Annotated in this window: 21 protein-coding genes; 11 read left to right on the plus strand and 10 right to left on the minus strand. The window is 45.7% G+C overall.

Features of this window, described 5'->3' with window-relative positions; translation table 11 throughout:
* Window positions 1-5: 5 nt before the first annotated feature.
* The 10 genes from OO774_RS14735 to OO774_RS14780 all read right to left on the minus strand — a co-directional run bounded on the left by OO774_RS14735 (window position 6) and on the right by OO774_RS14780 (window position 13,422).
* Window positions 6-1,220 carry an aromatic amino acid transporter gene (locus OO774_RS14735; RefSeq protein WP_264903348.1) on the minus strand — a complete coding sequence of 405 codons (1,215 nt, stop codon included), beginning with the start codon at window positions 1,218-1,220 and terminating at the stop codon, window positions 6-8.
* 188 nt (window positions 1,221-1,408) lie between these two features.
* Window positions 1,409-2,824, minus strand: coding sequence for a tryptophanase (tnaA, locus tag OO774_RS14740; protein ID WP_264903349.1), 1,416 nt, complete (start codon window positions 2,822-2,824; stop codon window positions 1,409-1,411).
* A gap of 672 nt (window positions 2,825-3,496) precedes the next feature.
* On the minus strand, window positions 3,497-5,473 hold the full coding sequence (locus tag OO774_RS14745; protein ID WP_264903350.1) for a YjbH domain-containing protein: 1,977 nt from the start codon (window positions 5,471-5,473) through the stop codon (window positions 3,497-3,499).
* A 199-nt stretch (window positions 5,474-5,672) separates the two neighbouring features.
* Window positions 5,673-6,629 (minus strand): excinuclease ATPase subunit, encoded by a 957-nt coding sequence (locus OO774_RS14750; RefSeq protein WP_264903351.1) that lies wholly within the window; start codon window positions 6,627-6,629, stop codon window positions 5,673-5,675.
* A 565-nt stretch (window positions 6,630-7,194) separates the two neighbouring features.
* A complete protein-coding gene (locus OO774_RS14755) occupies window positions 7,195-7,620 on the minus strand; it encodes a phosphate-starvation-inducible PsiE family protein (RefSeq protein WP_264903352.1) in 426 nt (141 codons plus the stop codon).
* Window positions 7,621-7,748: 128 nt separating this feature from the next.
* The gene (locus OO774_RS14760; RefSeq protein ID WP_264903353.1) at window positions 7,749-8,588 is read right to left on the minus strand and encodes an ATP-binding cassette domain-containing protein; all 840 of its coding nucleotides are present in this window, start codon (window positions 8,586-8,588) and stop codon (window positions 7,749-7,751) included.
* A 36-nt stretch (window positions 8,589-8,624) separates the two neighbouring features.
* Window positions 8,625-9,482 (minus strand): ABC transporter ATP-binding protein, encoded by an 858-nt coding sequence (locus tag OO774_RS14765; protein ID WP_264903354.1) that lies wholly within the window; start codon window positions 9,480-9,482, stop codon window positions 8,625-8,627.
* Between the two features lie 9 nt (window positions 9,483-9,491).
* Complete coding sequence (locus OO774_RS14770; protein ID WP_264903355.1) at window positions 9,492-11,318, minus strand: extracellular solute-binding protein; 1,827 nt, start codon at window positions 11,316-11,318, stop codon at window positions 9,492-9,494.
* 33 nt (window positions 11,319-11,351) lie between these two features.
* A complete protein-coding gene (locus tag OO774_RS14775) occupies window positions 11,352-12,395 on the minus strand; it encodes an ABC transporter permease subunit (RefSeq protein ID WP_264903356.1) in 1,044 nt (347 codons plus the stop codon).
* Between the two features lies 1 nt (window position 12,396).
* Window positions 12,397-13,422, minus strand: coding sequence for an ABC transporter permease subunit (locus OO774_RS14780; protein ID WP_264903357.1), 1,026 nt, complete (start codon window positions 13,420-13,422; stop codon window positions 12,397-12,399).
* Between the two features lie 819 nt (window positions 13,423-14,241).
* On the opposite strand from OO774_RS14780, the gene OO774_RS14785 reads away from it, so the two are divergent.
* From OO774_RS14785 to trmH, 11 genes are all read left to right on the plus strand, one after another.
* Window positions 14,242-16,842, plus strand: coding sequence for a TonB-dependent receptor (locus tag OO774_RS14785; protein ID WP_264903358.1), 2,601 nt, complete (start codon window positions 14,242-14,244; stop codon window positions 16,840-16,842).
* Window positions 16,843-16,917: 75 nt separating this feature from the next.
* Window positions 16,918-17,682 carry a DUF3450 domain-containing protein gene (locus tag OO774_RS14790; protein WP_264903359.1) on the plus strand — a complete coding sequence of 255 codons (765 nt, stop codon included), beginning with the start codon at window positions 16,918-16,920 and terminating at the stop codon, window positions 17,680-17,682.
* Between the two features lie 3 nt (window positions 17,683-17,685).
* Window positions 17,686-19,047 carry a MotA/TolQ/ExbB proton channel family protein gene (locus OO774_RS14795; protein WP_264903360.1) on the plus strand — a complete coding sequence of 454 codons (1,362 nt, stop codon included), beginning with the start codon at window positions 17,686-17,688 and terminating at the stop codon, window positions 19,045-19,047.
* A 9-nt stretch (window positions 19,048-19,056) separates the two neighbouring features.
* Window positions 19,057-19,584 (plus strand): MotA/TolQ/ExbB proton channel family protein, encoded by a 528-nt coding sequence (locus OO774_RS14800; RefSeq protein ID WP_005458945.1) that lies wholly within the window; start codon window positions 19,057-19,059, stop codon window positions 19,582-19,584.
* A gap of 25 nt (window positions 19,585-19,609) precedes the next feature.
* The gene (locus OO774_RS14805; protein ID WP_014230564.1) at window positions 19,610-20,017 is read left to right on the plus strand and encodes a biopolymer transporter ExbD; all 408 of its coding nucleotides are present in this window, start codon (window positions 19,610-19,612) and stop codon (window positions 20,015-20,017) included.
* A gap of 4 nt (window positions 20,018-20,021) precedes the next feature.
* Complete coding sequence (locus OO774_RS14810) at window positions 20,022-20,654, plus strand: energy transducer TonB (protein ID WP_264903361.1); 633 nt, start codon at window positions 20,022-20,024, stop codon at window positions 20,652-20,654.
* A 12-nt stretch (window positions 20,655-20,666) separates the two neighbouring features.
* Window positions 20,667-21,881: a hypothetical protein gene (locus tag OO774_RS14815; RefSeq protein WP_264903362.1), complete on the plus strand. Its 1,215-nt coding sequence runs from the start codon at window positions 20,667-20,669 to the stop codon at window positions 21,879-21,881.
* A 390-nt stretch (window positions 21,882-22,271) separates the two neighbouring features.
* Window positions 22,272-22,895 (plus strand): guanylate kinase, encoded by a 624-nt coding sequence (gmk, locus tag OO774_RS14820; protein WP_264903363.1) that lies wholly within the window; start codon window positions 22,272-22,274, stop codon window positions 22,893-22,895.
* A 192-nt stretch (window positions 22,896-23,087) separates the two neighbouring features.
* Window positions 23,088-23,360 carry a DNA-directed RNA polymerase subunit omega gene (rpoZ, locus tag OO774_RS14825; protein ID WP_005379346.1) on the plus strand — a complete coding sequence of 91 codons (273 nt, stop codon included), beginning with the start codon at window positions 23,088-23,090 and terminating at the stop codon, window positions 23,358-23,360.
* 39 nt (window positions 23,361-23,399) lie between these two features.
* Window positions 23,400-25,520 carry a bifunctional GTP diphosphokinase/guanosine-3',5'-bis pyrophosphate 3'-pyrophosphohydrolase gene (gene spoT / locus OO774_RS14830; protein ID WP_264903364.1) on the plus strand — a complete coding sequence of 707 codons (2,121 nt, stop codon included), beginning with the start codon at window positions 23,400-23,402 and terminating at the stop codon, window positions 25,518-25,520.
* 52 nt (window positions 25,521-25,572) lie between these two features.
* The gene (gene trmH / locus OO774_RS14835) at window positions 25,573-26,256 is read left to right on the plus strand and encodes a tRNA (guanosine(18)-2'-O)-methyltransferase TrmH (RefSeq protein WP_264903365.1); all 684 of its coding nucleotides are present in this window, start codon (window positions 25,573-25,575) and stop codon (window positions 26,254-26,256) included.
* Window positions 26,257-26,456: the final 200 nt, after the last annotated feature.

Genomic DNA, 26,456 nt, shown 5'->3' on the forward strand with positions numbered 1-26,456 from the left:
GAGGACTAAATGCTAAACACAGGGAGAAGGTTCAACATTGACATGAAATGGAACACGGCTGTCAGCACACCAAACAGAATCAGTACGCCAACCATGGCATTCCCTCCAGGGGCGACAAATCCTTCATGGCTTCCCTCTAGACGGCGTGATTTGCGAGCTAATAACGCAGGGATCAGACATGCCCAAACCGTAGCTGCCGCACCGGCATAACCAATTGCAATAACGAAACCAAACGGAAATAACAAAGAAAGCACCAGAGGGGGTAAAAATGTAGCCAGCCAGGTTTTTGTTCGGCCTTGTTTTGTGTCTTCAAACTTGAATAAGTCCGCTAGGAAATCGAAGACGCCTAACCCGACCCCAATAAACGAGGAAAGAATGGCAGCCATAGAGAAGGTGTTAATGGCGTTGGCTACTTTGTCAGAATCAATTGCTGAGCCTAATGCTGATAATAATGCTTCTACATTACCGCCTTGCTCAATAACAGGGCCGAATTCACTGCGTGGAAGATTGCCGTAAATGCTCACCATCCATAAGAAATAAAGCGTTAACGCAATCAGCGTACCTCCTAAAATGGCTTTTTTTGCACGATGCTCGCAACCGTAGTAAGAGCGCATACTTGCGACGGAGTGATGGTAACCAAATGAAGTCAACGCGACAGGCAGCATCGCCATTGCATAAGGTGCATAGCTGGTTTCTTGATTGACGCGGTCAAACAGAATCGACATATCGATATTTGCCGCTAAGCCAGATACACCGAAGATAAAACTGAGGCCCATAAAGGCAATAAGAACAACGGAAATTCTATCTACCGCTCGAGTGGAGTGCCATACGAAAAGAGAAAATATTGCAACAAATAAAACTGAAGCTACTTTATTATTGAGACCTAATACACCTTCTAAGATTAAACCCGAAGAGGTTATATAGGCATAAAGTAAAATACCACCAACGAAATATACTGCTAAATTATTAATTCGGTTAACGGTACTCCCTAGCATATCTTTCGTTACCGTATTAAAAGATACTTTTAAATCATAGCGCTTAAAAGCTTCTAACAGCATCCAACCTGATACTGTCATCATAATCATGGTAAAGGTAATTGCAATTAATGACCATGCGGTCCAAGCACCTGCGCCTGCGCTTGGTAAACCAAGCATTCCCGCCCCAACACAGACACTTGCTATAATACAAGATCCGCCGACTAAAGATGGACTATTTTTCATGACCTATGTCTCTATAATAGTGTTTTAAATAGGGATAAACAATCAGCCAACATTTACAATTTATATTTAATGTTATTTGTAATTTTATTTATAGTAAGAGGTAGATATTAAGAATAAGTGCGCCTCAGCAGAGGGAAGAGACGCACCCATTATTTATTGCTTAATGATTTACTATTTAATTCCTAGGATTAAATTTCTTTTAGTCGGGCAGTGAAGTGACGAAGTACTTTCGGTTCGTAAGTAAAATCGAGACCTTTCACGTTTTGGGCATTGGCTTTCACTTTCTCAAAGGCTTCGATAACAAAGTCCATGTGTGTTTGTGTATACGTCGCACGAGGAATCGTTAGGCGCAGCAATTCAGCCGGACATTCATGCTGCTTGCCGGTTGCTGGATCACGGCCTAGTAACAGAGAACCGATTTCAACCGCACGAATACCCGCTACTTTATACAGTTCACAAGCAAGAGCATGCGCTGGGAATTGATGCGATGGAATGTGAGGCAACAGTTTACCTGCATCTACGAACGCCGCGTGACCGCCCGCTTGCTGACAAACAACACCAATTGCTTCTAGGCCATCAACTAAGTACTGAACCTGACCGATACGATACTCTAGCCACTCCTGACGCATACCGTCATAAAGACCAACCGCTAAGCGCTCCATAGCGCCACCTTCAAGGCCACCGTAAGTAGGGAAGCCTTCCTGTACAACACAGAGCGTACGAGATTCGGTGTATACATCCATCATGGATTCGTCTTTGAAACACAGCAGGCCACCCATTTGTACCATTGCGTCTTTCTTCGCTGACATGGCTAGCGCATCCGCGTACTTGTAGGTTTCGCGAGTGATCTCTTCAATCGTCCAGTCTTGGTAACCTGGCTCACGCTGTTGTACGAAATAAGCGTTCTCCGCATAACGAGCCGAGTCCATGATAACTGGGATATCGTAGCGTTTAGCGATTTCATAAACCGCTTTCAGGTTTGCAATGGAAACTGGTTGGCCACCTGCAGAGTTACAAGTAATCGTACTTACAATGTACGGAACGTTGGCTGGACCCGCTTCTTCAATCGCCATTTCCAGTTTTTGCAGGTCGAAGTTACCTTTAAAGTCGGCATTTACTGATGTGTCAAAGGCTTCGTCTGTATAAACGTTTTTTGCCACACAGCAGTTCACTTGAGTGTGGCCTTGCGTTGTATCGAAGAAATAATTAGACAGAGCGACCATTTTAGAACGGTCCAGGCCTTTCTCCTGCTCACGTTTCTTGATAAGAATAGGAATATAAATCTGCTCTGCACCACGGCCCTGGTGAGTAGGAATTGTCAGTTCATATCCAAAGATATCTTTAACCGCATTGGCAAGCGCGTAGTAACTGCGACTACCACTGTAGGCTTCATCACCCATTAACATTGCCGCTTGCATTTTTTGTGTTATCGAACCAGTACCACTATCGGTGAGTAGATCGATAAATACATCTTCACTGTCTAATAGAAATGGGTTCATACCCGCCTTTAAAATGGCTTCTTCACGGTATTCTCTAGTCGTGGTTTTTACTGGTTCAACAACACGGATACGGAATGGTTCTGGTAGATGCTTAAAGTTTTCCATAATAATACCTATAAATAATATTTTTTATTATTCAGACGATATTAATTACACCTAAAATTTAATTTTGGTGTACTAAACCGAACTGAATAATGAATCAGTTAAATTAAAAATTAAATTTAGATAAAATACGACTAAGGAACTGAATTAGTAGTACAGAACTGTAATGTCGAATTTTAAAAAGATGTCAAAGGGATTACGAACATTTAGCAACAACAACTAGTTGCTAAAAATACGCATTAATTAGGCATGAATACAAGAAGGAAGAATTTTTAGATCAAAGTCGTGCGTATACCAAGCTAATGAGCTTGACCATAACTTATTTTGATTTTTTAGATTTTCACTCATTTCTAATTCCATCATTAGTTATAGCTGATTGACCGATGAGTTCATTTTTGGCCAAAAGATGAATAAAGTAAATTACACAGAATAATAAATGTGACAAATATCCTTATAGATAATCTTGGAATAAGTTGCATGTCACAAATAAACGAGCACATGCAGAACACACACACTCATAGAAGCCCATACGAAAAAGAATCGTAATTCATAATTCTGATAGTTAGTAACGATACTCCAACTCATTGACAACATAACCCTACCCAAAAAGCCAGAAAGCAAAAAGGGCGGTGCCTACAAAAGGAAACCGCCCTTTAATATTACTTTTTAATCGACTTAGCGCTCTTGTTCCAACAAACGAAGATAGGCGTTTCTCATTCGCTGTTGATAGGTATTGAAGTACGCTGGCGTTAACCTAGAACGGTTAAGGTACTCACGTTCCAGACTATGTTGCAGCTTAATCGACTGACCAAGTCCGGTGTTGATATTGTTGTGAGAGTCATTAACTCGAGTTTGTACCGTCAGTTCATACTGATCGATACCTCTGACTTGCAAGTAGCCCGGTTTCATGTCTCGCCATAGCGTCAACGGTAAAGAGACACCAAGAGTCAGAAACTCTTCATCTTCACTGTTTAAGTATTTCGCGAAGAATTTAGCATCACCGAGCCAATGCGTTGTGGTGATATCATAACCTTGATCCCCACGCCAGTACTCTCCACCCCGCAAGCTTAGCTGCCAGTTCCAATCAGGTCTTGAATAGGTATAGTTAGCTAAACGAGTGGCTTTGTCTTCAATTTCACGACCGCGTGAGTCAACGTCATCCTTATAGGTGAATTCGCTGATCTGAAAACCAATGCCGTGATGTCCCTCAGGTGAGTTCCACTGGGTTTCATTCATTCCTCCAAGGTACCCACCATAGACATAACCTGCCGAAAACTGAGTCATGATATCGAAAGGTAGACGGAAAGCCTGGTGAACAAGAACACGGTTAATCTCATTGTCTAAGCTTTGCTCTTCCCAGTATCCACCGTCCTGATAATCATCGCTGTCATCAAGCGGTAATACATGCCGAATATCAAATGCTGCACCTTGCCACAGTGGTGTATACAGATTGGAACTAAGGCCGACTGAATAGTCAAAAACACCATATTCGGTGGCAACGTTGTAATTCATAACTGGCGAAAAAATAAGCTGCGAACGTCCCATACCATCGTTGATATGCTGATGGATCCACTGAGTCTGCTTCCGATATTCATTCAAGTGCTGTGAGGAAAACGACGTCTGTTTACATAACTCGCCTGTCTCCAAAAAGTCTTGATAGCAGTCTAGCGTGGTGGAAACTCGCATTACTGGTATATTGTTATTCAGCAGCAGCAAGTTGATCACTGGAGCATAATCACTACCAACAATATCGGTAAGTGTATCATGGCTTAGGTTTGTTGCTATTAGGCCCAGAGCCACACCAACACCATCAACTTCATTGTGGTTATAACGACGGTTCTCGAGGGCAATGACCAATTGGTTAAGATGAGTACCCGTTTGAATATTAATAAAGCCTTCATTCTTAAGCGCTTGCTGCAAAGATGTCCGACTTGTCGACTTGCTAGCAGCCAACTGAGAGGTAAGACGCTGCTCGGTACTTTCTAGTTCTGGCTGTTTTAATCGCTTACGGCTATTGCTGCTATATCCAACCAATGGAATGTCTGTATTGATCCCCCATACCGTCTGATCACTATTCTCGTGACCACTGTAAAGCTCTACATGGGCAGAAGTCTGAATACCATAGGGTAAAAAGCCCTCAGGGGTAAACACTTTCGCCGTAACATTGAGTTCGCTGGCATCATATTCACCAACAAGCTGGGCAAAGGAAAGCGGTTGCCACTCTACGCCACCAAAAGGCCCGTCCATAATCCCAAGACTAAGATCTGACTTGCCAAAACCTGAGCTAACACGTAATCCGTAGTCTTCGAAGGTTTTGTCTGCGACGACATATGCCGCTCTAAAGTTACTGGCAGCACCGCCAACATCTTGAGCCCCCACGGCTAGTTGGATGCCGGTCCAGTCATAAACATAGGGGACTTGAGCCTTGAAAGACGCGGACAAATCTCGAATACCACAGCCAGGTTCAAAGTAAATATTGCAATCGTAAGTTTGAGTAACAATTCTCCCCCCAGCTTCAACACCAGGAAGAATGCCGGCGCCAAAATACCAGTTATCTAGTTGAGCAATCGTACCCAGATACGGTGTGCCTTGGCTGAAAGAAACATGAAAGTCTCCAGTATCAATCACCTGAGCATTTGGGGTAAATCCCAACCCAGTGAAACTTTGATAAGAAGATAGGTTATCGGGTGAAGCAAGAGTAGTACACGGGGCAAGGAGCAAAACTGTTCGTATACAGTTTTGTAATGAAAAATTAGGTCTGAACATGCGATACATCCATGGATAAAAAGTCACCCAAAGCGTGCGCTATGGGTGACTAATCTTTTAGCTATGATAAGGAAGGAGAAAGCGATTAAGCGCCACCGCCGCCTTCACTACCACCACCACCTGTACCACCTGTACCGCCTGTGCCACCTGTAGGTGGAAGCTCAGGCTCAGGAACGGGCTCCGCAGGTTCACCCGTTGCTATATCTTCACGAAGTTCATCAAAAATTGGATCATCCTGATTGATATCTTCGTCTTGTTCTGCATCAGCAATTGTGGTGAATACAGTCTCATCTTCCAGAGCTCCAGAAAGTTCGACATAGATTTCATCACCATCGTTATTGGTCGGATAGTTTGGATGTTCATCCAAAACAACCTGACTTACTCTTCTCGTCACAGTAGTAAGTTGCTCAACAGTAACATCTGAATTTTCACCTTGAGCGGCAAGTGTGTCAGAAAGTACGACTGTAGTAACCATAATTTCTGAGTAAATGGTTGGATTTGATTCTTTTAGATCACCCAATACAGTTTCAGGATCAGTGAGCAGCTCGAAAATACTAATGTTCGTACCATTCTCATTGTTTAGATCACCAACATTGATACCTAGGCTTTGCAAAGTTTCGTTAGCAGCTTCTTCAGTATAGTCGTCATCACCCAGCGCTTTGGCAATAATTGTCGTCAATGGTGTTGCCGCTGCTTCTTGACCCTCTTGGAGCAAGCCTTTTGGCACACTGTAGCTAACGTTCGACATGTCTTTACCGTTAGAGGTATCCACGGCACCTGGTGTTTTATTGAAGGTTACAGAACAAGTTTCAGGGCTAGTTGCGAACGTTTCATTTTCAATGGTGATATAACCATTGTAGTCAGTAGTCCCGTTGATAGCGCCGCCTGAGCCGTCAATACAATCAAACTGACCAGTCATACCTTGAACAGCACCATCGAATGCACGAACATCCTGAGAAAACGATACAGTATCAGTGCTACTATCATTACAGCCGACTAAAATTATGGAGCCAACCGCGATTGCTAATAGTGAAAATTTCACTTGAATCTCCTTTTTTTTTGCAAGTGAGGGTATACCAATGAAGGGCCGCGATAATAGTTTCTATTATTTTTAACCTTGATTAATATAACAATTTTAGCTTTCGACCAATAATATAAGAAATACCTATTAATGTAAAAAACTGTTTGCATCAAGCCGACAGATAAATTACTCAAAATTGACAAGAGTTGCCTGTCAATTAGATAAAGCTAATCTTGGCGGTGCAAACTGCTATCATGCAGTAGAGGTATAAAAATTGGCAACAAAAAAGGTAATATCTATATTATTCAGTGATATTGCTCTAAAAACAGCACTGCTTACTTAGATTAACAACATCAACCGACACCGACTTAAGTAACCACTCTAAAAATAAAGTCCAATATTGGTGCAAAAAAATAGTCTAGATACTCAATCAACCTATATGTATCTTCAAACCCATATTTATAAAAACCTTATTTATACCCAAATAACCTCGAGATGCTTGGTTCAGCGAGAATGACTTGGCTCTCAGACGCGGCAACGATTTGAAGATCTAGTGGTTCTAACAAAAAAGAGGTCAAAGTTAGCTTTACTCATCCTTTTCTTCTGTTCGCTTATCAACATATGGCCAATAATGGTGACCAACGCGAATGAGCAGTGTCGCCGCCGCAAGAATCAGGGCCGCAAGAGATAGCCAAACAACGGGAACTGCATCCAACTCTTTCATACCCAGAGTAATATAACGAGCAATTGCCATCATCGCGATATAGATGGGGTAACGCACCGGAATTTTCCCGTTCATTACAAACTGCCGTACCATCGCCAACACTTCGAGATAAATAAACATCAATAAGATGTCGGTTAACAAAACACGCTTTGCAACAAACACATGGATGAACTCCTCCGCCATGGCATACAAGGTAGCCAAGGTAATGGCGACTAATAATATCGCCTCAAAGAAGTGGAAGATTTTTAAGAACGGTCGGCTGAATGATTTCGGTAAATCTGACGCCATAGTCAATTATCCAAACAAAACCAAAGAGATAAGCCTGAGTGTAGCATGTAAGCGCAAAAAGCATACAAAAGAAAAACGCCCCGACTACTTGGCGGAGCGTTGCTTGTTTACATTCGCAGTGGCACGGCTTACGCCACTCGCTGCTTTTTTTCAGCCACACGTTTTTTCTTTCTGTATTTAGGATGCGTAATTGGGATAGCAGAAAGCAGCTTTTTGGTGTATTCGTTTTGTGGGTTAGCGTAGATTTCTTTCGCATTACCCGCTTCTACCACCTTACCAAAGTACATCACCGCGACTTTATCTGAGACATGCTTCACTACCGACAGGTCATGCGAGATAAAAATGATCGCCAGATTCATCTCCTGCTGTAGTTGTAACAACAAGTTGAGAATCTGTGCCTGAACGGAAACGTCCAGGGCCGAAACCGACTCATCACAAATCAGAAGTTTTGGTTTCAGCGCAATCGCACGAGCAATCCCGATACGTTGGCGCTGGCCACCAGAAAACTCGTGCGGATAACGATTTACCGCGGTTTCCGGCAAGCCGACTTTAATCAATAACTCTTTCACCCACTGTTTACGTTCAGCAGGCGTACCTACTTTGTGAATCACAAACGGCTCTTCCAGAATCATACCGATAGTATGACGCTGGTTGAGAGATTCCATTGGGTCCTGAAAAACAATCTGCATGTCTTTTCGCAGAGAGCGCATCTCTCTTACCGACAACTTGGTGATATCTTTGCCTTCGAAAAAGATTTTGCCTTCCGTTGGTTCGTAAAGCTTTAATATCGTCCGGCCCAAGGTACTTTTACCACAGCCTGATTCTCCTACCAGACCCAGCGTTTCCCCTTCACCGACAGACAGGGAAACCCCATCTACCGCTTTAATCGTGTAGCCTTTCTTAAACAGCCCTTTACCAGATACAAAGTGCTGCTTAAGATTTTCAATTCTTAATACTTCTTTTGTCATAACATCCTCTTTTATGACTCACTTACTTTGCACCAGTTAGCTTGCAAACATACTCGCATCTATTGGTTTGATGTCTATCATCTGCTTAGGTTCATTATCTAAGCTTGGCATTAAGCCCATCAAACGCTCTGTGTATGGGTGCTGCGGGTTATCAAACAGTTCAAAAATTTCTGCTTTTTCAACAATACGTCCGCCATACATCACCGCCACGTCATCGCAGACTTCGGCCACTACTCCAAGGTCGTGGGTAATGAAGATCATCGCCATGCCCGTCTCTTCCTGAAGCTCATTCATTAGTTCAAGAATAGACGCCTGTACAGTAACATCCAGCGCCGTTGTCGGTTCATCACAGATCAGAATGTCTGGTTTACAGGCCAGTGCCATTGCGATCATCACACGCTGACGCATACCGCCAGACAGGTTGTGCGGATACTCATTGAGACGCTTTTCTGGCATTGGGATTTTTACTTTATCCAGCATTTCAATTGCATAGGATTCGCGGGATTTCTTATCCAACTCCGGGCGGTGTAGTTCGAGTACTTCACAAATCTGACGGCCGATAGTGTGAACGGGGTTCAACGCGGTCATTGGATCCTGAAAAATGATCGAAATATGGTTACCACGCATCGCGTACATTTGGTCTGCTGGCAGCTCCACCAGATTGGTTCCGCGGTAATTCACTTCACCCTTCACAATATTGCCGTACGGTTTAGGTAGCAGTGCCATAATGGCCATTGAAGTGACACTTTTTCCACTGCCCGACTCTCCGACTAAACCCAGCGTACGCCCGGCCCGAACATCAAAGTTAACGCCGTGCAGTACTTTTACTGGCCCATCGTCGGTTATGAACTCTACTTCGAGGTCTTTAACACTTAAGATTACATCGTTTTCCATAACACCTCCTTACAGCTTATAGGTGTCGTCGATTTCAATTACAGGTTCGAATGCCTTACCTGATTTCATCGCTTGTTGAGTTTCTTTTTTCACATCACTGTCGATCCAGTATGTGCCATCGCCAATAACGCCATCACTGTAAAGTGCTTCTGTCATACGGTTCATCGGTTTTTCTGGTAACTTGAGCCAGCGCCAGTGACCGTAACGAACGTAAGGCACCATATAGCCAGAAATGATCACGTGTGCATCGATGATATCGCGTTGAATTTCGTGTCCGAGCTGAACCTTTTTATCCATATCTAAGTTGAAACGGTACTCCATGATTTTTTCATCCAGCTCAGGTGTGCTGTAGTTGGTGAAGGAGTTCGTTTGCGGTTTATTGGCATTCACCGAGTGGAAGTACTCCCAATACGTCGGAATCTCTGAGGTACTCATGGTTAAGAACGCCAGATCGTGCTTTTTCTCGCGCACGTACTTGAACATCGAAGAACCATCAACCAGCTTCAACTCAATGTCCAGCCCAGCCAACTTAGCCTGCTCTTTGAGGTAAGCAATACGCGGGGTATGCACAGGTGTACCGTAGGTCAACTCAAAGCTCAGACGCTGACCTTGAGAGTTAACCCGAATACCGTCGGCACCGATCGAATCAAAACCTGCCGCTTCAAATGCGGCTATTGCTCTATCCACATCAAAGGCAGGCGCTTTGGCATCTGGAAGAGAGTATTTACCATGACCAAAACCCATTGGGTTCGGCTTACGTGAGTAGTCACCGCGCAAGACATTTTCGATCATGCCATCGAAATCCGTCGCGTAGGTGACGCCTTTACGCACATTAAGATCATTCAATAACGGTTGCGCCGCGTTGATCCAAAGGCCACCAGCACCAACCGGGTATTGGTTGTAACCCCAGAACTTTTCAATGTAGCCTTTCTGATACGGTTCCGAGTTAGATTTGTCATGCCACAGACTTGGTAGTATTAAAGCAAAAGCATCGAGATTACCTTTCTCAAAGTGCTTCATTGCAATGTCATTATCGCGAATGACCGTGATACGAATTTTGTCGACGTTGTAGCGGTTTTGATAGTACTTATTCGTGTAGCCCCACCAGTCCTTACCAACGTGTTTGAAGGTGACGCTTTTGCCTTTCTTGATATCGTCTAAGTAGTACGCGCTTGTGGTTGGTTCACTCTTAAAGTTGTAGTAACGAACAAAGTTGTCATGAATGCCATCGCCGTTTTCATCTTTAGCCGGATTGGCATAGAAGTGCGCTGGGCGTGGGCGCAATGCTCCCATTCTCAGCATCAGTTCTTCTTGGTTAAACTCTTTGGCCGCAACAACGGAAAACGTGTGATCATCGTACTTAACGACGTCCGCTACCGTTTTGTTGTAATAATCGTTGTACCAGGGTTCCAGAATATCTTTTGAACGGTAGAACTTAAGCATGAAGACAAAGTCGTCTGCGGTGACGGGTTTGCCATCCGACCATTTCGCTTCTGGGTTGAGTCTGAAATAAACCGTCTTATTGTCCCCCGCCAACGCCCACTCATTGGCCAACTCAGGAATGAATTGCAAAGTATCCGGATGACGCACCACCAACCCTGGGGTGTCATCCAGCAAGAAAGCTCGCAGTCCTGCATTTGCATCTGGTCCCACGCTGCGTAGCGTCTGGGGAAAGCTCGACATGTAGGTGCGATAAGTACCGCCACGCTTAGCTTCCGGAGAACCATATTGAGGCTCATCCCAGTTTGTTTGCCATTCTAAGTCAGTCGGGAGCGTCGCGGACATCGCACCGAAACTCAGGGCGGCCAACGTAGACGCTAAAAGTAATCTATTCATAAAACTTCCCTTTTTTATGTTTTGTTCACTCACTTAAACATAGCGTGTGAATTTTTTCGGGTCGAAAGCCGCTCGGATCGCTTCACCAATGAAGGTCACCATCACCAGTACCAATACAATTGAAGTCACTACTGACGAAACAATCCATGGCGAGTCTAAGTTCGACTTACCTTGCTGCAGTAGTTCACCCCAGCTCGGTGTCGGTGGCATCAGACCTAGGCCTAAATAGTCTAACGCAGTAAGTGCGGTAATGTTGGCCGCGATCGTAAATGGTGCCAGTGTGACAATCATAACCATAGTATTAGGAAGAATATGATTAAACAGAATTCGGGCCGTTGACGCACCTAACGCACGCGCTGCCATGACGTATTCACGAGCCGCTTCCTTATAGGTCATAGTTCTCATGTACCAGGTCATGCCCATCCAGGTGAACAGAACGTTGATAGCGACAAAAAGCGCAAAGGTGGGCTGAACGATCGAAACCAGAATCATAATCACGTAAAGGAATGGCACCATCGACCAAACTTCTATCAATCGCTGGACGAACAAATCGAACTTTCCGCCCCAGAAACCCATCGCACAACCTACTGCGGTACCAATGGCGTACGAGATAGCCATGGTCAACAAAGCAAAACCCATCGCGGTCCTAAAGCCGTAAACCAGTCGAGCTAAAATATCCCGACCAATAACGTCGGTGCCCAAGTAGTGCTTATTCTCAGCGCTTGGAGCCGTTGGCGGGAAATCACCACTAAAGTCCTGCTCATACGGGTTCCAGGGCACGATAGGTAGAATGACAAAATTATCGCCACCTTGTGCTTCAAACACTTTTTGCAGAACGCGGTAATCGGCTTCACTTGCTGTATTTTGGCCAAACTCACTGCCAAGGCGAACATCACTCACGACAGGAAAATAGAAATTGCCATCGTATTTAACCACCAGCGCCTTACTGTTGATCAGCAATTCAGCGAACAGAGAGAGGATCAACATGATTGATAACACCACAAACGACCAGTAACCACGCTTGATCTCTTTAAAGTGACGAATTTTCTTTTGAGTTAATGGACTGACTTTAATCATATTACGCTCCAAACTTCACACGTGGGTCGACTAAAGCAACACAGATATCTGAAACAATGTTACCGATCAGCAGCAGTATCGCGTTGATAGCAACGATGCCCATTACCACAGGATAATCACGCTCCATGATGGATTCGTAACCCAAAAGGCCAATACCATCAATGTTAAAAATAACTTCAATCAGGAAGGCCCCGGTCATAAAGAACAACAAAGAGTTACCGAAGTGACTTGCAATGGGAATCAGACTGTTGCGTAAAGCATGCTTACGAACGGCTTTTTTGAAGGGTAGCCCTTTCGCAATTGCGGTACGGATATAATCTGACGACAGGTTTTCCATCAGGTTGTTTTTCATCGTCATCGTCAGCGTGGCAAAGTCACCAATCAGATAACAAATCAATGGCAACACAGCATGCCACATGATGTCTTTTGCTCTTTCGAAGAAGGTTTCATAGTCATCAAAATCATCACCAACAAAGCCCCCCATAGGGAACCACTCGAGGTGATAACTGAACAAGGTGATGAGCAGTACACCCACCACATAGCCTGGTAAGGCATAACCGACAAATATCAATACCGAGGAGGAGGAGTCAAATACAGAGCCATGCTTGAGCGCTTTGTAATAACCCAGTGGGATAGAAATGAAATAACTGATAAAGAACGTCATTCCGCCGTAAAACAACGAAACGGGCAGACGCTCTGCAATCATCTCTGACACTGGTTCGTAGTAACGGGTTGACTCACCAAGATCTAACGTGACCAAACGGCTAAGCCACTCGATGTACGCTTCCATCACAGGCTTGTCCAAGCCATAGAAAGCATTCAACTCTGCAATTTGATCATCAGAAAGCGCGGTATTGCCACCCGCTGACGTCATAGCAGCAGCGCCATCGCCCTGTGATTGCATCTGTGACAACATACGTTCAACAGGGCCACCCGGTACAAAACGAGTGATGGCAAAAATAAGAATGGTAATTCCGAGAAAGGTCGGAATCACTAACGCTAAACGACGTAAAAAGTACGACAGCATATACAACTTGCTCCTTGTCTACTGTCCAATTTAGACCGGTTTAATAGGGAAAGTACCAGCCCCAAATGGTGCATATCTATCTTGCAGAAATTCTAGCTGTTGAACCACGCTCCATGTGTTTCAATCACTTAATTTTTTAAGACTGCAATAATGTCAGCGTCATATTTAGCTTGAATCCACATTGGCTTCAAGTGTTTAAAAACAAAACATGACACACTTCGTCCACTATCAAAAAAACGCATTATTTTGGTAAAAAATGATAAAAAACCACAAAAATAATTCATACAGAATTTCAATCTGGCCAAATTAGAGCCAAAACCCTACATAAAAATGCAGAAATTAAGAATAATAAGACATTTATAACCTAAGCATATTGACTCAAAATTGCGAGTGAGCCCTTTGATAGCAATGGGTATCATATTTTGATACCACTTAACGTGCTAGAGCCAACTTGATTAGCATTTCATATAAAACTCGTGTCAGAATTATTCACTGGAAAAATACAATTTTTCAGATTCTATTACCCACTGAAAAAGCATACACAACATAACCCATTAAAGTTTACAAGAAAGACAAAATACGGTGTTTTACCGAGGTTTAATGTCATTAATTCACGCTTGCTTGGATATTTATCCTGCAATTCATAATTACTTCAGATTTTTACATCTTTTTTACATTTGACCATCCTAGTTTACGACTGGTTTGACTTCCTTTTTTGTCCTCGGTTATACATTGGCCGCACGTTAACGAAACATTAACGTCACATTTGGTCGTTTTACGATCAGATACAGGAAATAATAATAAATTGGAGCAACAAGGATGTATAAAAACACAACAGCTTTATCTGTTGCGATCAGTCTTGCTTTAGGTACGGCGACGGCATTCGCACCTGTAGCAGCTCAGGCAGAAGAGCAGCAAGTTGAAAAACTTCAAAAGATGAAAGTGACTGGTTCGCGCCTTACGCGCGCATCAATGGAAGGAAGTACTCCGATAGCAGTGATCGGCAGAGCAGAAATCGAACGTGCTGGTGACATATCGATTGCAGACGTTCTACGTAAATCTTCATTCAACTCATTTGGTTCTTACAGTGAAAGCTCTGGTAGCTCATGGCAAAGTCAGGCAACCGTCTCTCTACGTGGTTTAGGCGCTTCACGAACTCTGGTTTTGGTTAACGGTAAACGTCTACCTGGTTCAGCAACCATGGGTGGCGGCGCCGCGAACATCAACGCGATCCCATCTGCGATTGTTGAACGTGTTGAAGTGATGGCCGACGGTGGCTCAGCGGTATACGGTTCTGATGCAGTTGCTGGTGTGGTCAACATCATCCTGAAAGAAGAGTTTGATGGCATTAACGTGACGGTTGGTTCAGGAATCCCAAGCCAAGAAGGCGGTGACGAAGGAAACGTTGCGCTTGTAATGGGTACCAGTGGCGAAAAAGGCAACATCATGTTCTCGTTTGAGCATGACAGCAAAGATGAAATCTACCAACGCGATCGCGATTACCTAAGCTCGACCAATACTGGCGCAGCCAACTACTTCGATATGTCTGGTGTTAGTATCTACGGCCGTAACGTGTACCATGACGGCGAATTAAAAGCGCTAAACGGTTACAACACTGACGCATCATGTACATCAAAAGGCTTTGTTGGCCTAACCAACTACCCAGGTCTGGGTGACATTTGTGGTTACGACTACACGGGTGAAGCCGCTCAAACAGCCTCTCTAGAACGTAACACAGTATTCGTTAACGGTAATATCTTCCTGACTGATGAAACAACGTTTAATTCACAATTGCTGTTGAACCGTAACGAAAGTTTTGGTCGTTTCGCACCAGCTGCAGGTTATTTTGAAGTAGACCCTACTACCGATGGCGGTGCGGACTTCTTCGCGGAAAACGGATTAGATCCGACCAAAGGCCCTGCGGAAGTTTACTATCGTTTCAACAACGTCGGTACGCGTGATAATACTGTTAAAGATTTTCAGGCTGACTTCAAGGCAGGCTTGGATGGCACGCTTTACACCGATACGTTCGGCGACGTAATTTGGGAAGCCGGCTACCATATGAACTACTCTAACGGTAGCGAAACAGGCACCGGCTATGTCTTCGGTTCAGCCGCATCACAACTTGTAGAATCAGGTCAGTTTGTAGACGGTGAGTTCAGCGCAGACGCGACAGATCAGCTTTCTGCGGGAACTGGCCGTGAAACAGAAATGGAAATGCACCAGTTCTCTGGTGGTCTTCAGTTTGACCTCGCACAGGTGGGTGACGTAACGATTCCACTTTATCTTGGTGCCGAGTTCACGACTTACGATTACTCCGATATCTATGACCCACAAAGTGAAGCGGGTAACATCATCGGTAGTGCGGGTAACTCTGCTGGCGGTGATCGCGAAACATACGCATTTTATGCGGAGTCTTTGATCGCATTTACTGATGAGTTGGAAATGAACCTGGCGGCGCGTTACGACCATTACAGCGACTTCGGTGATGAGATCTCGCCAAAAGTTTCTTTCCGTTACCAACCTCTTGATAACCTGATGTTCCGTGCTGGTGCTGGCATGGGCTTCCGCGCTCCAACGCTATCTGACCTTTACGCCGCTGACAGCTACTCGTCAGACTTTGCAAAAGACTACAGCTACTGTTCAGCCAATGGCATTGCCTATGCAGACTGTCCAGAGACTCAATACGATGTGACTCGTACTGCCAACGAAGACCTGGAAGCAGAGACATCAGTATCATTTAACTTCGGTGTGAGTTACTCGCCAATCGAAGATCTAGACGTAACAGTGGATTACTACAACATCAGCATTGATGACATGATCACACTGAATACTCTGCAAAGTATGATCGACGAAGAGCGTAGCTCAGGCGTTTCAAACCCGAACATCATTCGTGATGCAAATGGCCGTATCATTGAAGCAACAGCAGGTCTGCAGAACCTGGGGACACTAGACACTTCTGGTATCGACCTGAAACTGGGCTACCGCTACGACTTCGATTACGCGACTGTTCGTTACGACTTTATGGGTAGTTACGTACTTGACTTCAGCACACCTGAATATGTTGGTGGTCCAACGAACAACCAGGTAGGCCGTAACGGCATGCCTGAGTACCGCTTCAACTCTGGTGTAGGTGTGAGCTTCCTTGAAGATCATGACATCTATCTATCTGCAGATCACATCGCAGATCAGGCACAAGATGTTGACGACAACTACAAGAAAACTGGCCACATCTCTTCTCAAACTACATGGAACGTTGCATACAACTACCTGGCTCCATGGGATGCAAAATTTACAGCGGGTGTACGTAACCTGACTGACGAAGAACCATCGTTTGAGTCTGATGGCGTGACCTACGACGACGAGCTTTACAGTATTCAAGGCCGTGTTTACTTCTTGAAATATTCTCAAAACTTTTAATTAAGACCTTTGGCGCAGGAGGATTTCCTGCGCCCTATTCGACTGACTTAATATCACACTAACAAGGATGCTACTATGACGTTAAAGGAATTTGGCGTAAGTGCGTTGACTGCCGCGATCCTGTCGGTAAGTGGTGCAGCAATGGCCGCTGACTCAGGAACCGTAGTCTCTAATCAAGCACAAACCACGAAGTCTTCCCAGGCTTCACAACAAAAAATCGACAACTATGCTGAAAGCACTGAAGGCATGTTGGCAGAATACAAAGGCTTACTTCGTCAAATCGACAGCATGAAAGTCTACAACGAGCAAATTAACCGTATGGTTCAATCTCAACAAGGTGAGTTGGATTCATTAAACAGTCAGATTGCTCAAATCGATCAAACGGCAACCGAAGTTGTCCCTTTAACACTAAAAATGATCGATGCACTAGACGAATTCGTGACGCTCGACTTGCCGTTCCAAAAAGAAGAACGTAATAAACGCGTTCAAGAATTACGTCGCCTGATGGACCGTGCAGACGTAACGACTTCAGAGAAATTCCGTAAAGTAATGGAAGCTTACCAAATCGAAGAAGGCTTCTCGCGCTCTATCGAATCTTACAAAGCTAGCCTGGACCGTGGCGGCGAAGTTGTGACTTACGACTTCTTGCGTATTGGTCGTACGGCACTTCTATTCCAATCTCCAGATGGCGGTGAAACGGGTATGTGGAACCAACAAACTCGTCAATGGGAAACATTACCTGAAAGCTACCGTATTGCTGTACAGCAAGGTCTGCGCATCGCTAAGAAGCAAGCGCCACCATCGCTGATCAAACTGCCTGTATTTGCTGGGGAGGAATAAGAGATGAAAGGATTCAAAACTCTAGCCGCTGGCCTATTAGCGAGCTTATTTATGGTTTCTGGCGTCCAAGCAGAAACACCACAAACTTTGTCTGAACTACTGAAAAACGTAAAGTCAGAAAGTATTGTTGAATCGAAACAGAACAAAGAACGCGAAGCTATCTTCAAACGCGATCGTGACCAACAAGCCGTGTTGCTACAACAAGCACGCAATGAGCTTGCCTCACAACAAGCACTGGGTGATCAACTAAAAGCGACGTTCGACGAAAACGACAAACAACTGACTGAATTAACCGAAACCTTACGTGTTCGCTCCGGTACCTTGGGCGAAATGTTTGGTGTAGTTCGTCAATACGCAGGCGAATTTAAAGGTCTGTTTGCCGCTTCGCAAAATGCCGTTCAGTTCCCAGAGCGTGATGCCCTGCTGACGAAACTGGCAGAAAGTAAAGAATTACCATCCACTCAAGAGCTGGAAGCATTCTGGCACACCATCCTGCAACAAGTTGTCGTATCTGGTGATACATCAACAACACAAGCAACCGTTGTTTACGGAGAAGGTAAAGAAGCCGTTCGCGACGTAACGCTAGTTGGTGAGTTCAACGCAATTGCAGATGGCAAATACGTTATTTACGTACCACAAACTGGCAAGTTCGAAGAACTATCTCGCCAGCCAAGCAAGAACATCACAAGCCAAGTGGCTGGTTTTGAGTCAGCAACAGGCACTTACGAGCCACTGTTCCTTGACCCTTCTCGTGGTGTAATCCTGTCGCTGCTTGTACAAAGCCCGACTGTTCAGGAACGTATTGACCAAGGTGGTATCGTTGGTTACGTCATCCTGGCAATGGGTGCTGTCGGTGTCATCATTGCACTGTTCTGCTTCCTACGCCTTCAGGTTATCGGTGGCAAAATGCGTAAACAGGCGAAGTCTGACACGGTTATTCCTGGCAACCCACTGGGTGAAGTTATCCAGGCTTACCAAGAACATAAAGGCGACAACCTTGAAGATCTTGAAGCGAAACTGGACGAAATCATCCTACGCAACGCGCCAAGCATCGAACGCTTTGTTAGCTCAATCAAACTGTTTGCTTCAGTTGCACCGCTACTAGGTCTATTGGGTACAGTAATGGGTATGATCGGTACCTTCCAGGCTATCACGCTATTTGGTACTGGCGATCCGAAACTGATGGCTGGCGGTATTTCTGAAGCATTGGTAACCACCATGCTAGGTCTGGTTGTCGCTATTCCTCTGCTGTTCCTTTACACCATCGTACACAGTAAAGGTCGTCGTTTGGTTCAAACTCTTGAAGAACAGAGTGCAGGTTTCATCGCTCGCTATCAGGAAAAACTACATAAAGCCGAAAGCTAAGGAGGCATTATGTGGTGGTTAGTTGGAGAACTTGAATCAATTAGGCGCTTCTTGGGAATGGGTGGCGATGTACTCGTCGCCATCTTTATCCTCAGCTTTATGTTGTGGGCAGTGCTGCTAGAACGCTGGTTCTACTTTGCCGCCGTCGCTCCGAGAGCCGCGAAAAAAGCCGTGACGCTTTGGAGTGAGCGTTCAGAACATCAAAGCTGGAACGCAAAGATGATCCGACAAGAAATCGTTTCTCGTCAGGATATTGAGAATAAAAAGGGTCTGCCAATCGTGAAAGTATTGATTGCGCTTTGTCCCCTACTCGGTCTGCTCGGCACCGTTGTCGGCATGATCCAGGTATTCGACATCTTAGCGGTAACAGGAACAGGAAGCCCTCGAGCAATGGCCTCGGGGATCTCAAAGGCAACAATCCCAACGTTAGCCGGGATGGTGGCTTCTCTGTCAGGACTGTTCTTTAGTTCACGTCTTGATCATTTAGCCAAAGTCACAACGCAAAAGCTGGAAGATAAGCTTAAGCATATTGCCTGAGTAAATGGAATTAGAGGTATAGGTCATGAAAAGACGCTATAGCAGTGATAGCAGTGATGAAACCGCTATCGATATGACACCGATGCTCGACATCGTATTCATCATGTTGATCTTCTTTATCGTAACAACATCGTTCGTTAAAGAAGCTGGTATTGAAGTAAACCGCCCAACGGCAAGCTCAGCACAAACTGTGAAGAAAGGTAACATCATGGTTGCAGTGGGTGCAGCTGGTGACGTTTGGGTTGATAAACGACGCATTGAAGTCGACGCCGTTCGCGCCAACATCGAGCGTCTTCGCGCAGAAAGCCCTGATGGTGCGGTTGTTATCCAGGCGGATACAGAAGCCAACGCAGGCGTAGTCGTGAAGGTTATGGACCAGATCAAGATGGCAGGTGTAGAAAGCATCTCCATTGCCGCAACCGGTAAGGATTAAGCTTATGCGGTATCTGGCCTCAATTGCACTGGCGCTCATTGTCTCCCTCGGACTGTTCTGGGGGATGGACAAGCTGGTAAACAAAGAGCGCCACGAGCTAGTGTCGAATGATGATCAGCGTATGGTCGACTTCATTCGCATTAAACCAGACGAAAAAGTACAGGAGAAAAAACGCGAACTGCCGAAACCACCACCACCTAAGCGTCCGCCGCCACCGCCAGAAATGAAGGTGACATCGACGGTGAAACCGGTGATGGATCAGGTTCCAATGAACATGCCTAAGCTAGACCTTCCAGTTAACGTAACGGGTGGTTCAGTACTGGGTCACTACACACAAGGTGGCGGTGCTCAGGTTGTTGGCGGCGGAGGTCCGGTTCCTCTGGCCACGTTCCAACCGCAGATGCCTCGTAAAGCGGCACGCTCGGGACTTGAGAAAGGTATCGTACTGGTAGAGTTTACCGTTAACGAACGCGGTGGCGTTGAAGATGTAAGAGTCTTAAAAGAGACACCACGTAAGTTAGGCTTGGGCAGAGCAGCGAAGACAACCGTAGCCAAATGGACCTTCAAACCTAAGATGGTCGAAGGCAAAGCCGTGAGTTCTCGTCTTTCTCAAGAAATTGAGTTCTCTACTAACTAAGGAGTCGCAATCATGAAATCATACACAAAATTGTTGGCTTCTCTGGTGTTCATTGCAGGCGCGTACGGCGCGCCTGCTTTCTCCAGCACTGCTGAGTTGTCTGACCGAACATTCAGAACCGTCAATAAAGTTCAGGAATTGATCGCAACTGAGCAGTATTCAGAAGCCATCTCGAAACTGAACTCGGCATTAAGTAGCACCAGCAAACGTCAATACGATCGTGCGGTACTACTGCAACAAATGGGCTTTTTGTATTCGTTGCAGGACAACTACACGAAAGCGATCAAATACTTTGCTGATGCGCTGAGTTTAAACGCACTGCCAGTGCCTGTTGCACAACAAGTGCGCTACAGCGTGGCGCAACTTTATCTTGCTGAGGGTCAGTTTAAAAAATCTGTCTCGACCATGAATGAATGGTTCAAGATTGCCGAGACGACTGAAGAAAAACCGCAAGCTCATGCCTACATCACGCTGGCGAGTGCTTATATTCAGCTAGAAGATTACAGAAACGCGATTCCGCCGACAAAAAAGGCCATCGCAATGAGTAAAAACCCTAGCGAATCCTGGTACCAGCTGCTGATGTCGGCGCACTATGAGCTGAAGCAGTTCAAGAGCGTTGCCGGTGTTTTGAAGATTTTAACCACCAAGTATCCGCAAAATAAGCGTTACTGGACGCAGCTGTCTGGTATTTACATGGAGTTAAACCAGGAGCGTAATGCCCTTTCTACTCTGGAGATGGCCTATAAACTGGGTCTTCTGCAAGGCGAAAAAGAGTATCTGCGTCTGGTGAACTTTCAGGCTTATCAAGGGGTACCATTCCGAGCAGCAAAAACGCTTCAAACGGCCTTTGACGAAGGTCATGTAGAGCGTAACGCGGAGAACTTAGAAAAGCAGGGAGCCTTCTGGCAACAAGCACAAGAGCTTGGACGTGCAATCGACGTCTACCAACAAGCTTATAACTTGGCTCCAAAGGCGAAAACTCAAATCAAAATCGCTCGTTTGATGATTTTAGACAAGCAATATTCAGAAGCGACGAAGTTTACTCAAAACGCCGCTCCTGATGCCAAGCGCGATCAAAAAGGCGAATTAGCCTACATTCGTGGCATGGCATATTTTGAGCTGAACCAGCCAGACAGCGCTCTTAAAGCAATGCAAAGTGCCGCTCAGTCTCCTGACTTAAAAGCCGTAGCGAACCCTTGGATCAACTTCCTAGAGACTCAAGGCTAAACCAGGTCAATATAATGAAATTAAGTGTGAGTCAGTCGCACGCCTGGGGAAGTGAAAGCTTCCCCTTTTTTCCCTCTATTTATTACATTCTCCACCAGCGTCATTCCGAGGAGCCCTAGCGACATCAGGAATCTGCTTGCAACAAGAATGCAGCTGCTGTAAACACGGTTAGTACAGCACACTCGGGATTTATGAGGAGTTAGCACAGAGAGAAAGATCAACTGGTAACAATATAGAGATCATGATACTCTTCGCCTCCATTTTTCTGGCGGGATTATCACCAGTATCCATCCCTTTGGTGGTTAATTCAACAATGCCAGTGCTATCGTTATAAGACTGTCGCGACTTTCGTCGGCACTTAATCAATCCAATCAATAGTGGAACAGTACAATGGGCAAAGGTACTCTCTATATCGTATCTGCACCTAGCGGCGCAGGTAAATCTAGCTTGATCTCAGCAATGTTGGAGCGTAATCCAACATACGCAATGAAAGTGTCTGTGTCTCACACCACTCGTGATATGCGTCCTGGTGAAGAAAACGGTATCCACTACCACTTTGTCGCCAAAGACGAATTTGAAGCTCTTATTGCGCAAGGTGACTTCCTTGAATACGCTGAAGTGTTTGGTAACTACTATGGTACGTCCCGCGTCTGGATTGAAGAAACGCTAAACAAAGGTATCGACGTATTCCTGGATATCGACTGGCAAGGTGCGCGACAAATTCGTCAACAAATGCCAGAAGCGAAAAGCATCTTCATTCTGCCACCATCAAACGGCGAGTTAGAACGTCGCCTGAACGTGCGTGGCCAAGACAGTGATGAAATCATCGCTAAGCGTATGGCAGAAGCTAAGTCTGAAATTTCGCATTACAATGAATACGATTACGTAATTGTAAACGACGACTTCGATACCGCGCTGGTGGACTTTAAAGCCATTCTTCGCGCAGAAAGATTGAAGGAAGAAAAGCAAGCTGCTAAATATAAAGGTATGCTTGACGCGTTATTAGCAGAGTAACTTCAATATAAGTACACTGTAAAACACCAAGAATTTTGCTTCTTTGCGCCTATTTTTTTGCAGCAAAGAGCAGACAATAAAATCCCCGAGAAAGCCCACGTGCAGTGGCCCGTCTAATTGCTAGTAAATAAAGCAGTTAGGCTGTATACTTTCTCGTCATTCTAATATTTTAGTTAACTATTTGGAGTCCTCATGGCACGCGTAACTGTTCAAGACGCTGTTGAAAAAGTTGGCAACCGTTTCGACCTAGTACTGATTGCGGCTCGCCGCGCTCGTCAAATGCAAACTGGCGGTAAAGATGCACTAGTGCCAGAAGAGAACGATAAGCCAACGGTTATCGCGCTTCGCGAAATCGAAGAAGGTTTAATCACGAAAGAAGTTCTGGACGCTCGTGAACGTCAAGAACAACAAGAGCAAGAAGCGGCAGAGCTAGCGGCAGTAAGCAGCATCGCTCACAACCGTTAATTCTGACTCGAGAATTCAACAACCTCCCGGGCCTATAATTTGTATCTATTCGATAGCCTCAAAGACGTTGCCCAAGAATACCTAACAGAGCCTCAGATTGAGGCTCTGCGTCAATCTTATGTGGTAGCGCGAGATGCCCATGAAGGGCAAACCCGTTCTAGCGGGGAACCGTACATCATCCACCCTGTCGCTGTGTCTCGAATCCTGGCAGAAATGCGTCTGGATATTGAAACGCTCCAAGCCGCTCTATTGCATGACGTCATCGAAGATTGTGATGTCAGCAAAGAGGATCTCGAAGAGCAATTCGGTAACACCGTGGCTGAGCTGGTTGATGGTGTATCTAAACTGGACAAACTCAAATTCCGTGACAGGAAAGAGGCTCAGGCAGAGAACTTTCGTAAGATGGTTCTGGCCATGGTGCAAGACATCCGCGTAATTCTGATCAAACTGGCCGACCGAACGCACAATATGCGTACGCTTGGCGCACTTCGACCAGATAAAAAACGCCGTATCGCCCGTGAAACCCTCGAGATCTATTCACCACTGGCTCACCGTCTTGGTATTCACAATATCAAAACCGAGCTGGAAGAATTAGGTTTTGAAGCGCTCTACCCGAACCGTTATCGCGTTCTTAAAGAAGTAGTCAAAACGGCACGTGGTAATCGTAAAGAGATGATCCAACGCATCCACAGTGAGATCGAAGGCCGCCTGCAAGATGTCGGTCTGAGCTCACGCGTTGTGGGTCGTGAGAAAAACCTGTTCTCTATCTATAACAAGATGAAAACCAAAGAGCAGCGCTTCCACACCATCATGGATATCTACGCATTCCGAGTGGTTGTCGACACCTCTGATACCTGTTATCGAGTGCTGGGTCAGGTGCACAGCTTGTACAAACCACGCCCGGGCCGCATGAAAGATTACATCGCGGTACCAAAAGCGAACGGCTACCAATCCCTGCATACTTCTATGGTCGGCCCTCACGGCGTTCCGGTAGAAGTACAGATCCGTACTGAAGATATGGATCAAATGGCGGATAAAGGTGTTGCTGCGCACTGGTCTTACAAAGACAAAGGCGATAAGTCTGGCACAACTGCGCAAGTAAAAGCTCAACGCTGGATGCAAAGCCTGCTTGAACTGCAGCAAAGCGCGGGTAACTCATTCGAATTCATTGAAAACGTAAAATCAGATCTGTTCCCAGACGAAATTTACGTCTTCACACCAAAAGGCCGTATCGTCGAATTGCCACTTGGCGCGACAGCGGTAGACTTCGCTTATGCGGTGCATACTGACGTCGGTAACTCTTGTGTTGGTGCGCGTGTTGATCGTAACCCTTACCCACTTAGTAAGGCACTGAAAAATGGTCAAACCGTCGAAATCATCAGTGCGCCGGGCGCTCGTCCGAATGCAGCCTGGCTGAACTATGTGGTGACTTCTCGTGCTCGTACCAAGATCCGTCAGGTTCTGAAGACCATGCGTCGTGAAGAATCAATCACGCTTGGGCGTCGCTTGCTGAACCATGCACTTGGTCGCCACTCTATTGACTCGATTTACCCAGAAAACGTCCAGGAAGTCCTGACTGACCTTCGTTTGGAAAGTACCGATGACTTGTTGGCTGCGATTGGTTTGGGTGAGTTAATGAGTATAGTCATTGCCCGTCGTCTGCTTGGTGATACCGAAGAGCTGACCACAACCAGTTCGATTCCAGGCGATTCGAAGAAAAAGCTGCCAATCCGTGGCGCCGAAGGGCTATTGCTGACGTTTGCAAACTGTTGCCACCCGATTCCGGATGATCACATTATTGCGCACGTATCACCGGGTCGTGGTCTGGTTGTTCACCGCGAAACTTGTCCAAACGTTCGTGGTTACCAGAAAGAGCCGGATCGCTACATGGCCGTTGCCTGGTCTGACGATTACGATAAAGAGTTCATCGCCGAGCTCAAAGTCGACATGCTCAACCATCAAGGTGCGCTCGCTGAGCTAACCAACGTGATTTCGAAAACAGGCTCGAACATCCATGGCCTGTCAACGGAAGAGCGAGATGGTCGCCTGTATACCGTCACAGTGCTACTGACCACCAAAGATCGTGTTCACCTAGCTGGTATCATGCGAAAAATCAAAACGATGCCTCAGGCGACTCGAGTCAGACGCAGAAGAAAATAACCTCCATCGCCACCTACCCCACTAGGTGGCGATTTTTTATGTACCTATCACTATGAATCTAGAACGCTACCACCGTATCCACCAAGTCCTGAAAGCACGCCAGACCGACCTAACGTTATGCCTAGAAGAAGTGCACAAACCAAATAACGTCTCAGCCGTGATTCGTACCGCCGACGCAACGGGCTTGCATAAAGTTCACGCCATCTGGCCGGATAAGATGCGTACCTTAAGCCACACCTCTGCTGGCGCCCGTAACTGGGTAGAAGTGGACACTCACGACTCTATCACCAGCGCCGTAACAGAATTAAAAGCACAAGGCATGCAGGTGCTGGTGACTAACCTGTCAGAGACAGCGGTCGACTTCCGTGAAATCGACTACACCAAACCAACGGCGATCATTCTAGGCAGTGAGAAAGTTGGCGCTTCGGAACAAGCGAAACAGCTCGCAGATCAAGACATCATCGTCCCAATGATTGGCATGGTGCAGTCGCTCAATGTCTCTGTCGCAAGTGCGGTGATATTGTATGAAGCCCAGCGACAGCGTGAAGCCGCCGGTATGTACGAGCGTGACGAAAGCGTTCTGCCGAGAGAGACGATTAACCGAATTCTGTTCGAACGTGGTCACCCGGTTCTGGCTAAAGTTGCGAAACGTAAAGGTCTCGCTTATCCGCCACTCGACGATGAGGGTCAAATCATCGCCGATGAGGCATGGTGGAAAGAGATGCAAAAGAAGTAAAAAAGATCCTAGGTTCTAGGATCCTAGGTCCTAGAAAGCGTTGCAGGGAGCACGGTGAAAAATTCAAAATCAGGTATCTGTTGCCTTGGAATACGGAACGCTTCGCTTACGGAATACAGAGAGGTAAATGTGTGCACAATCTGTATTCCGTAATCTGTAATCCAAAACAACAAGCACGAACATCTAATGGAGCACCAACG

The sequence above is a fragment of the Vibrio sp. STUT-A11 genome, assembly GCF_026000435.1.
GTDB lineage: Bacteria > Pseudomonadota > Gammaproteobacteria > Enterobacterales > Vibrionaceae > Vibrio.

Excerpts from the sequence above, each read along its gene's own strand:
- OO774_RS14755 (WP_264903352.1), bottom strand. The coding sequence starts at position 7,620 with ATGGCGTCAGATTTACCGAAATCATTCAGCCGACCGTTCTTAAAAATC.
- OO774_RS14760 (WP_264903353.1), bottom strand. The coding sequence starts at position 8,588 with ATGACAAAAGAAGTATTAAGAATTGAAAATCTTAAGCAGCACTTTGTA.
- OO774_RS14775 (WP_264903356.1), bottom strand. The coding sequence starts at position 12,395 with ATGATTAAAGTCAGTCCATTAACTCAAAAGAAAATTCGTCACTTTAAA.
- OO774_RS14785 (WP_264903358.1), top strand. The coding sequence starts at position 14,242 with ATGTATAAAAACACAACAGCTTTATCTGTTGCGATCAGTCTTGCTTTA.
- OO774_RS14735 (WP_264903348.1), bottom strand. The coding sequence starts at position 1,220 with ATGAAAAATAGTCCATCTTTAGTCGGCGGATCTTGTATTATAGCAAGT.
- OO774_RS14805 (WP_014230564.1), top strand. The coding sequence starts at position 19,610 with ATGAAAAGACGCTATAGCAGTGATAGCAGTGATGAAACCGCTATCGAT.
- OO774_RS14770 (WP_264903355.1), bottom strand. The coding sequence starts at position 11,318 with ATGAATAGATTACTTTTAGCGTCTACGTTGGCCGCCCTGAGTTTCGGT.
- rpoZ (WP_005379346.1), top strand. The coding sequence starts at position 23,088 with ATGGCACGCGTAACTGTTCAAGACGCTGTTGAAAAAGTTGGCAACCGT.
- OO774_RS14810 (WP_264903361.1), top strand. The coding sequence starts at position 20,022 with ATGCGGTATCTGGCCTCAATTGCACTGGCGCTCATTGTCTCCCTCGGA.
- trmH (WP_264903365.1), top strand. The coding sequence starts at position 25,573 with ATGAATCTAGAACGCTACCACCGTATCCACCAAGTCCTGAAAGCACGC.
- tnaA (WP_264903349.1), bottom strand. The coding sequence starts at position 2,824 with ATGGAAAACTTTAAGCATCTACCAGAACCATTCCGTATCCGTGTTGTT.
- OO774_RS14780 (WP_264903357.1), bottom strand. The coding sequence starts at position 13,422 with ATGCTGTCGTACTTTTTACGTCGTTTAGCGTTAGTGATTCCGACCTTT.
- OO774_RS14815 (WP_264903362.1), top strand. The coding sequence starts at position 20,667 with ATGAAATCATACACAAAATTGTTGGCTTCTCTGGTGTTCATTGCAGGC.
- OO774_RS14790 (WP_264903359.1), top strand. The coding sequence starts at position 16,918 with ATGACGTTAAAGGAATTTGGCGTAAGTGCGTTGACTGCCGCGATCCTG.
- OO774_RS14795 (WP_264903360.1), top strand. The coding sequence starts at position 17,686 with ATGAAAGGATTCAAAACTCTAGCCGCTGGCCTATTAGCGAGCTTATTT.
- OO774_RS14800 (WP_005458945.1), top strand. The coding sequence starts at position 19,057 with ATGTGGTGGTTAGTTGGAGAACTTGAATCAATTAGGCGCTTCTTGGGA.
- gmk (WP_264903363.1), top strand. The coding sequence starts at position 22,272 with ATGGGCAAAGGTACTCTCTATATCGTATCTGCACCTAGCGGCGCAGGT.
- OO774_RS14765 (WP_264903354.1), bottom strand. The coding sequence starts at position 9,482 with ATGGAAAACGATGTAATCTTAAGTGTTAAAGACCTCGAAGTAGAGTTC.